A 4,061-nucleotide genomic window follows, 5' to 3' on the forward strand; every position below is an offset into this window, starting at 1 on the left:
CAAGCCCCCCCCGCGGTGACATCTGCCCCTTGCCTTAAGACACCCGCCTCCCCTAGACTGTCCAGGCCCCATGAACACCAACCCCACCAAACTAAAAATCGCTATTGGCGCCGACCATGGCGGCCTCCCCCTCAAGGTCGACTTGCAAAAATGGCTCCACTCCCAGGGCTATCAAGTCCTCGACCTCGGCGCCTACTCCAATGACCCCGCCGACGACTATCCCGACTTCGCCTACGCCGTCGCCAAAGCCGTCGCCGTCGGCCAGGCGCAAAAGGGCCTGGTAATCTGCGGCAGCGGCGTCGGCGCCAGCATCACCGCCAACAAAGTTCCCGGCATCCGCGCCGCCCTCTGCCACGACACCTACTCCGCCCGCCAGGGCGTGGAACATGACGACATGAACGTCATATGCATGGGCGCCCGCATCATCGGCATTGAGCTCGCCAAAGAAATCGTCTCCGCCTTCCTCAACGCCCGCTTCATAGACGAAGGCCGCTACCGCCGCCGCCTCAACAAACTCCTCGCCATTGAAGCCGAAAGCCTCAAGTCCTCCAGACCAGCCAACAAACGCTAGAAGATCGTCAGTGGGGCTGGCTTTATGAACCTTCTTTCTTCTTTCCTCTCCCTTGATGGGAGAGGATTAAGGTGAGGGTGAAACGCTAGCACCAAGGTATCTGTATCAAAACCAACCCGACTAAGACTCCTTCTCTTCAGCAGGGAAGTTTAGGAATGGGGTTTCCCTATAACCCCGCCCCCTTAAACTCCTGCCCCCTCTTCGCCATCCCCGTCGCCGTCCGGCGCATCCTCTCCACCTGCGCCTGCGTAACCTTCCGCTTCACCTCCCCAGGCACCCCCGTCACAAACGACTCATCCGGCACATCCTGTCCCGCCAGCACCACCGCGTTCGCCGCCACCAGGCACCGCTTCCCCACCGTCGTCCGATTCAGTATCGTGCTGTTATTCCCCATCAACGACCCTTCGCCGATGCGTTCGCAGTGCACCACCACGCAATGCCCTATGGAAACATAGTCCTCAATCACCATCTGGTTATTGTGTATAACGGAGTTCTCCTGAATGTTCACATACGCCCCAATCACAATCTTCCCCTCCCCATCCCCTCGAATAGTAACCCCCGGCCAGATGCTGGCGTGTTCCCCAATCTCTACGTTCCCCACCACATACGCCGCCTCGCTGACCCAAGCTGTAGGATGCACCTTAGGCGTTTTGTTACCCAGGCTTCGTATCAATGCGAACCTCCAGTATGCTTATGTTTTTTCATTCGACGGGTTAGACACAATAGCTTTCGGCTGCGGGCTGCGTAAGAAAAAGAAAAGTATCGCCCCCACGGCGGCGCACCCGGAAATAACATAAAGCGCGCTGCTGTAGCTGTAATGGTCCGCCATAAAACCGGCAAATATGGGGCCTATCACCTGCCCCACCATCATAACCACCGATGAGAAACCCATAATCATGGCAAAGGATTTTCTCCCAAAATACTCCCCGCGCATAGAGGTCAGCACCGGCCCGCGAACGCCCCACGCCATCCCGTGCACCACCCCGGCCGCCAGCACCTGCCCAAAACTGTCCGCCGTCGCCAGCAGCAGCGCCCCCGTCCCATGCCCAATCATCGTCGCCATCGCCAGGTAATTCTTCGGGTAGCGGTCCCCCAAAAAACCCCCGATGAACTGGAACGACATGTTTACCCCCGCCACCATCATCACCACCTGCGCCGCCCGCCCTCGGCTGAATCCTAGGTCCGACTCCAAATACGGCACCAAATGCAAGCTGAGGGCTGAGATCATGACCAGCGCCATAGAGTGCCCAATAGACATCAGCCAGAAGGATCGAGTTCTAAGGGCCTCTTTCACCGTGAAGTCCTTCTCAACTGTGGCTTGTCCTTTGGACGCCTTCTTGGCTCCCTTCTTCTGCGAACCGTCTGCGGCCCCGGGACTCTCGCCGTCAGGTAGGTAGCCATAAGGCTCCGGACTGTAGCGCATGAGTCGGGAAATAGGCAGCCCGACCGCCATGATAATAATCCCCGAGAACAGCGCCGTCGTCTCCCATCCCCACTTGTCCACCGACCTCGCCACAAACGGGGAATACAGCACGCCGCCAAGTCCCAGCCCAAGCATCGCCATACCGATAGCCTTGGCTCGGTTCCGCCGGAACCAATTATTCACGCTCGCCGTCATAGGCGTCCACCCGCTCAGGGTAGTGCCTAGGGCCAGGAAAAGGAACGAAATGTAAAACATCGCCACCGAGTCCACCAGGCTCAGCATGATAAAGCCTATCCCGAAGATGACTACGCCGGTAGCCATAACTATCCGTGGTCCAAATCTCTGTATGAAATAACCCTCGATCGGCCCCAAAAACCCGCTCTCCAACCGCGACAGCGATACCGCCCCCGACAGCACCGTCCTGCTCCACCCGAACTCCTTCCTCATCGGCTCAAAATAGAACCCGAAGCCATTGTTAAACAGGCCCGACGACATGGACAAACTGATAAGCCCCGCCAGCACTATCCACCAGCCATAGAAAACGCCCCTAACCTTGGATATAGCCAATGTAGCCATTACTGGATCTGAGACTCTATTCGGTTGCTGGTATTACAACCGAGGCAGGGTAGCGAGGTGCCTGGCTCCTTCAGGTTCTCTCCCCCAATGAACGCGTGATGTACATCAAGGGCTTGGCTCATAAGAACACGAATCTTAAAACAGACGGGGTTGAGGTCCCTCCCCTTGGGTTCTCCCTCTTCTCCTATTGCAAAGGAGAAGAGGGAGCTAGACGCCGTCCTGAGTATGTCGAAGGAGGGTGATGAGGTGATCCTAATAATTCCCTCCCCTTCTTCCTGCTGGAAGAAGGGGACAAAGGGGATGATGGTATCCCGATTAATAACAACTAACATGTTGTCCATCACGCGTTGTGAAGGGGCCTCCTGTTCACTATACCTAACTAAATATTCGCGGGACGGCGCTGCACGCGTGTCCGCTGTAAATGGGACCGCGCCCATAAAATCTGCATGACGCAACAAGCCCCACCTGGTAAAGGCGGGGCTTAAGGAAGGGTTTATGAGATCGTGTCTGGAGCAATGAGTTCTGGCGGCGAGCGCTTACGCAGCCCGGACCGTTTCCTCCTCCAACGCGCCTGGGAAATGCTTCAGCTCCTTGCCATCCTTATCCAACCACCGGTCTTGAGGCAGCTCGTAGAACACCTCCGCCTCATTCCCGTCGGGATCGTGGAAATAGACCCCCATGGATGTCCCGTGGTCCCCAATACCGACAATCTTCACGTTCAAATCTTTCATACGTCGATACATCGCCTTCAGGTCGTCAAAGGACTCCATCTCCCAGGCGTAATGATACAGCCCGACGTGCCGACGATACGGCCCCGGCGCGTCCATCCCCACCTGCCCAATCGCCAGCTCATGCGACGAGTCGCCGGCAGCCGAAAGAAAGGCGCTCTTTCCGGGCGTATAGCGATTGACCGTCAGCCCCAGCACCTTCGAGTAAAACTCCTTGGAGCGTGCCACATCCTTTACCCACAAAAACACATGTCCTAACCTCTTAGGCTTGACCATAACGCCCCCCAGATCTTCTATATATTGTTCATATATTGAAGTTTACGCCTTGGACACGATGAGTCAAGCCTTCATCCCCCTCGCCGGCGCCAGCGATTCCAACAACTTCTGCGCCGAGAGCGCAATCTCCTCCACTGCTCTGTTGAAAACCGCCTCATTAGCCTGCGACGGCTTCCGATACCCGCTTATCTTTCTCACAAACTGTAGCGCCGCGGCGTTCACATCCTCAAAGGACGCAGGCGCAGCCGCCACACGTAACGTCTTAATACTCCTGCACATCGTTTGTCCCCTTTAGAGGCCTGGTAGTAGTTGAGGTTCGAGGCTAATGAAAAGTATACGTATTGTCATTCTTGTATCTTAAAAAAGGTCTAAACTGTTCTCCAAGCACAGCGATGCCGGCGGGGCAGGCCGTTTCATTCTCGGTCTCATTAGACCGTCGCTCAGCATGGTCGCCCCGCATGGCTCCTGGCAAGCCCGAACGGTTGAT

The 4,061-nt window shown here is 56.5% G+C and carries 6 protein-coding genes; 1 reads left to right on the plus strand and 5 read right to left on the minus strand.

Translation table 11 applies throughout. The features are described 5' to 3' along the window. The first annotated feature begins 70 nt into the window (after positions 1-70). Positions 71-571, plus strand: a complete 501-nt coding sequence (gene rpiB, locus FJ320_12815; protein ID MBM3926825.1) for a ribose 5-phosphate isomerase B — start codon at positions 71-73, stop codon at positions 569-571. Positions 572-737: 166 nt separating this feature from the next. On the opposite strand, the gene FJ320_12820 is transcribed toward rpiB, so the two are convergent. The 5 genes from FJ320_12820 to FJ320_12840 form a co-directional block, all read right to left on the minus strand. Next, positions 738-1,244 carry a gamma carbonic anhydrase family protein gene (locus FJ320_12820; GenBank protein ID MBM3926826.1) on the minus strand — a complete coding sequence of 169 codons (507 nt, stop codon included), beginning with the start codon at positions 1,242-1,244 and terminating at the stop codon, positions 738-740. An 18-nt stretch (positions 1,245-1,262) separates the two neighbouring features. Next, positions 1,263-2,570 carry an MFS transporter gene (locus FJ320_12825; protein MBM3926827.1) on the minus strand — a complete coding sequence of 436 codons (1,308 nt, stop codon included), beginning with the start codon at positions 2,568-2,570 and terminating at the stop codon, positions 1,263-1,265. Then, on the minus strand, positions 2,570-2,914 hold the full coding sequence (locus tag FJ320_12830) for a hypothetical protein (protein MBM3926828.1): 345 nt from the start codon (positions 2,912-2,914) through the stop codon (positions 2,570-2,572). The genes FJ320_12825 and FJ320_12830 overlap by 1 nt, the downstream gene beginning before the upstream one ends. Positions 2,915-3,106: 192 nt before the next feature. Further along, the gene (locus tag FJ320_12835; protein ID MBM3926829.1) at positions 3,107-3,574 is read right to left on the minus strand and encodes a VOC family protein; all 468 of its coding nucleotides are present in this window, start codon (positions 3,572-3,574) and stop codon (positions 3,107-3,109) included. A 63-nt stretch (positions 3,575-3,637) separates the two neighbouring features. Continuing rightward, positions 3,638-3,853 carry a DUF2277 domain-containing protein gene (locus FJ320_12840; protein MBM3926830.1) on the minus strand — a complete coding sequence of 72 codons (216 nt, stop codon included), beginning with the start codon at positions 3,851-3,853 and terminating at the stop codon, positions 3,638-3,640. Positions 3,854-4,061 lie beyond the last annotated feature (208 nt).

The sequence above is a fragment of the SAR202 cluster bacterium genome (genome assembly GCA_016872285.1).
Classification (GTDB): Bacteria; Chloroflexota; Dehalococcoidia; order Lucifugimonadales.